The sequence below is a fragment of the Cerasicoccus frondis genome (assembly GCA_031296915.1).
Lineage (GTDB): Bacteria > Verrucomicrobiota > Verrucomicrobiia > Opitutales > Cerasicoccaceae > Cerasicoccus > Cerasicoccus frondis.
On sequence record JAVDPC010000062.1, the window covers coordinates 1 to 4,276 of the forward strand.

Below are 4,276 nucleotides of genomic sequence, written 5' to 3' on the forward strand. Positions count from 1 at the left end.
GTGGGTTCGACCAACCCATTTCAGAGAAAGTTTCGTCCAAGGTGTTGGAGCAGATCAGGAGCACCCCATCCAAGGCGGCTCCATCCGCATCTCTGCAGCGCAATAAAACGCAGTCGCGGGATATCGAGCGGGAACGGTAACGATTACCCTCAAAACGATTTCTGAGCTGTTCCCTCAATCGGTGTCGTATTTCTTAAAAATTCGTTAGTATGGAGATTTGGACATCAGATAAATTGATAGAACGCATTACCATCCATGCCCTGAATGGCGATCGTGCCGGGGAGTTAATAATCGGAAATATTGAGTTTCACGAAAAGCTCCAATTAGCAGGAATCAACGTTCCATTTCCAGTTTGCTTTAATTCTTGCAAATTTTTGCGCCACCTGGATCTGCGCTATTCTAAATGGAAGACACTATCTTTTAGTAGCTGCGAAATGCATGCGATAAGAACAGACTGCATAAAGGTAAAAGGTGATTTGTTATTTTATTCTGGGCTGGAGAAACCTTTTATCGCATATGGGACAATTTGGCTGGTGAATGCAGATGTGACAGGCGATTTAGTCTTTACAGGTGGAATTTTTTTTGGAAGTTCTGCGGATGATGACGCTGGTGAATCCTATTCCGGAGTAGCAAAGCACATTCGAACATACGGTTCAATTGATGCCCGTGGTTCCACTATCGGAGGATCGCTCAAATTGAATGCGAGCGGTGATTCCACAAGTGTACTTCAAAATAGATTTGCTGCAAAAGGACTTTTAAACTTTCAGAAAACAAAAATTGGCGGGGATATCTTTTTTTCTGGAGGTAGAATACAAGCAGGTCGGTGTTATCGGGGAAAGGGCGAATCACTCTCATTTATCCCATCTTCCGCCTTGGGCAACTTCCTATTCTCAGAATTCAAGTGTAGATATGAAGACCAAGACCACGGACCAGTTAGAAACTTTATCCGTGCTAGTAAGTCAGGTGTGATAAGCGAAAAAGAAGCCTCATCTTTAAAATATAAATACAGAAAAATAGTCCTTAGCGCCGATTTCTACGGCTCCAGAATTGATGGAAGCGTCTTTTTTGATAGAGGATTCATATCGCATGGAACAATCAGATTTGCGCAGGTTGTTGTGGGCAATTCTATAACTTTTTCTGGATCGAGGTTGTATGAAATAGGATTTACCGGAATTAAAAATGACCAAGTTTCATCAGTTCAATTAACCTACCTAAAACAGGCAATCGCTTTACTGGGATTCCAGAGCCATTACTCGTTTGGAAGCTTCGATGGCTTTAACATGAAAGTTGGAGGCAGCATTTATCTATCCTCTGACTTGCGAACTTTCAACTCTATCGATTCAAAGAAAATTCTCGATTCAAAAGAAAAAAATGATACATGTTCGCAAGAGAGTAGCACTAGATACAACCATTACTTCCTGTCCTGCGGAACTTTCATCATCTCGGGATCTGAAATAAGCGGACGGGTTGTCATAAGCAATGCATGCTTTGTAAAAAGTGACGACAGTTTAATATATCAGTCTAAGCATGCATTGGCACTTGATGCCGCTTCAATTACAGTTGAAAAAAATTTCTTATCGATTGATGATTCAATTTATATTGGATCGATTCGAATTGCTCGATCCAGAATCGGTGGACGATTACAGCTAGGATCATCAAAAGTATTTGCGGTTAAAGATCCTGGAAGTATAAGTTTAAATAAAAGAGTACGACCTGGAGCAATTGATGCTCAAGGCATTTCCATAGGACGTGAGTTGCGGTTCTCCCGGGGATTTGTTGCCCTCGGCAATGTGCGATTTAGTAACGCAAAGATTGGCGCATCAGTACACGCATATAATTCAATCTTCTCTATAAGTTCACCATTCGATAATACTGACTTAAATCATTATACCAGTTCAATGGTTGACTACTTGGAAAAAATTGTCGGTTTAGCCTGCAATGACATTGCGAATATTAGTCGCAATGAACTATGCTTATTAACAAATGATTGGGCCTTGGAATTGGATCTTGTAGACGTCTCAGGAAGTATATTCCTTTATCGAAACGATGTGCAATCGATTTCCTTGAATAGCGTTATATACTTTAATCATTATTACCCAAAGCATTGTAATTTAAAATCAGAAAGCATAAAGCACGCTTGCATATGTGGCGGCTTAACTTTAGATGGAGCCAAGGTCCTTGGACAATTAATACTTACGAAAAGCAGTAGGCATGGAAATTGACAGGTTATCACTAGAGAATTGCAAGTGCTCGAAGATCGTGCTCCCAGAGAAAATAAAACCGGGAACAATGAATCTTGATAGGTTTAAATTCGATAACATTACTACTCATAAAGTAGACTTAGAGAGTTATCGCGAATTTCTGAGAGCACAAAGCTTCTGGGAATTAAAGAGTAGGCCCTACACTTACTTGGCAAATCTTCTTAAAGCAGATGGTCATGAGGAAATCTCACGCGACTTATCTATAGATCGAGCGATTATATTCTCGTGCAGAGATTACTCCGTCCTGTTTAGATTGATGCTACTAAGCGCCATAGGTAGAAGTCGAAAAAAAACGATCCCGACTGTAAGGAAAATGCTCATCCATGATTTCATCGCTTTTTCAGTGGCTTCGTTTTTCGCCATGATAGTGTTTTACTTTATATCAATCTTCTACTTTGATAATTTTTATAGGGACATTTTTAGCATAATTGAAGATTTCAAGAAATTCCACGTGCAAGCCGATTTTCTTTTAGTTTTTGTTATTTTCCTGAGCCTTTCAGCGCTGTATTTTTCATATTCATTTATTGCATTGCTTCGAAGCTATTTGTTTAAAAAGCATCTCGTCAAAGGAATTTCTAAATATGATCTGAGCGATGGAGATTTAGAGATCAAGGCTGGCGCTCTCAGCAGAAAGATGGACTTAGATTGGATTCGCAATTATATTTGGAGTGAATCAATACTGCCATTTTTTTCATACGGGCACCGCCCAGTCAGGTGCTTATACCATCTCATATTTGTTTCTCTTATATCGACATTTGTATTTAGTTTAGTCAAAGAGGCAGGTTACATACGGCCTACATACAGTTTTTCATATAACCAGGGAGTTGCCCCGCTCGATGGTGGTTTTGCCCTTGATCCGCTACTAACGCGCGAAAGTACTCAAGTGAACGATAATGCTTCAAGCGATTTCCAAGAGTATTACGTAAAACTACAAGATGCGGATCACGTAGATATTGATCCTTCAATAGGTCGCGAGTATTTCTTGAAAGAATCAAGCGAGGTGCCTGATTATGAAAACTTTGGGTCATTCTTTTATACCCTAGATGTCATGATACCGTTAATTGATTTTGGTGTCCAAGAATTTTGGGATATCGGAAAGCCACCGTTTAAGGAAGACGAAATCCATGATATAAAGCTACTTGGCGTGAACATTGACTACCTTGACTGTGTCGATTTCACTAGGCATTTATTGAAGGTATTAGGATGGTTTTTTGTCACAATGTTCATTACTGGTTTAACGGTCTCGATCAGAAATTAAGCTGTCCACCCTAGTTGTTTGGTTATCTCCAGTTCCTTGATCATTTTCCTCACTCGATTGGTTCAGCGCATAAATCACATATGTTGTGCTAGCAACAGCGATAGCAATTGCTGAAAGCTTAACTAAGGCTAACGGTATGCTAACCATGGCATTACTTATGCGGTCAGATCGAATTTCTCGCTCTCCCTCCTCGGGAGTATATCGATACTTGCATTTAAGATAACTGCGATGCGAAGCACTCCAATCCGCCAAGTCTCTTCCAAATGCAAATAGTTCAATGGCATCCAGAAATTTATTTGTGAAGCTATTTTTGCTTTCGTGAGAATTTATCATTAATAATGAACCAATCTTTTCGCTTGAACATAAAGCTACATTATAATAAATTATATTATTGTTGTCAAATGCTTTTCGTAGCGCATAAGGCTTATCTTTTGGCCATAATTTAAAGACACATTACTGTTACAGCTCAATGCCACTACCCTTGATTATATTCGTAATTCATGGAAACTATCTAGGTTGTGCTTTAACCCGGCAAAGAATCCAGTCAGTTACACACATGACTTAAAGATTTTGCCTGCTTTGCTACACAGATGTGCTACACTAGCAGCAGAATCGGGGTGCGACTGATACCATAGAATGACCGGTTTGCCAACGCTCGTGGCTTTGGGTTCGAATCCTCTCGGGTGCGCCAAATCAGGATAGATATTCAATAAGATCAGTCATTTAGTCAGCGTTAATCGCACCCCTTGAATCACTC

General features: G+C 39.9%; 3 protein-coding genes. 2 read left to right on the forward strand and 1 reads right to left on the reverse strand.

Going from position 1 to position 4,276, the window contains the following annotated elements:
* Nucleotides 1-209 precede the first annotated feature (209 nt).
* Together RBB63_RS23525 and RBB63_RS23530 are read left to right on the forward strand one after the other, a co-directional pair.
* Complete coding sequence (locus RBB63_RS23525; protein ID WP_309387882.1) at nt 210-2,222, forward strand: hypothetical protein; 2,013 nt, start codon at nt 210-212, stop codon at nt 2,220-2,222.
* A gap of 37 nt (nt 2,223-2,259) precedes the next feature.
* Nucleotides 2,260-3,519 (forward strand): hypothetical protein, encoded by a 1,260-nt coding sequence (locus RBB63_RS23530; protein WP_309387883.1) that lies wholly within the window; start codon nt 2,260-2,262, stop codon nt 3,517-3,519.
* Here RBB63_RS23530 and RBB63_RS23535 read toward each other — a convergent pair.
* On the reverse strand, nt 3,496-3,852 hold the full coding sequence (locus RBB63_RS23535) for a hypothetical protein (RefSeq protein WP_309387885.1): 357 nt from the start codon (nt 3,850-3,852) through the stop codon (nt 3,496-3,498). The two genes, RBB63_RS23530 and RBB63_RS23535, sit on opposite strands and share 24 nt — an antisense overlap.
* Nucleotides 3,853-4,276 lie beyond the last annotated feature (424 nt).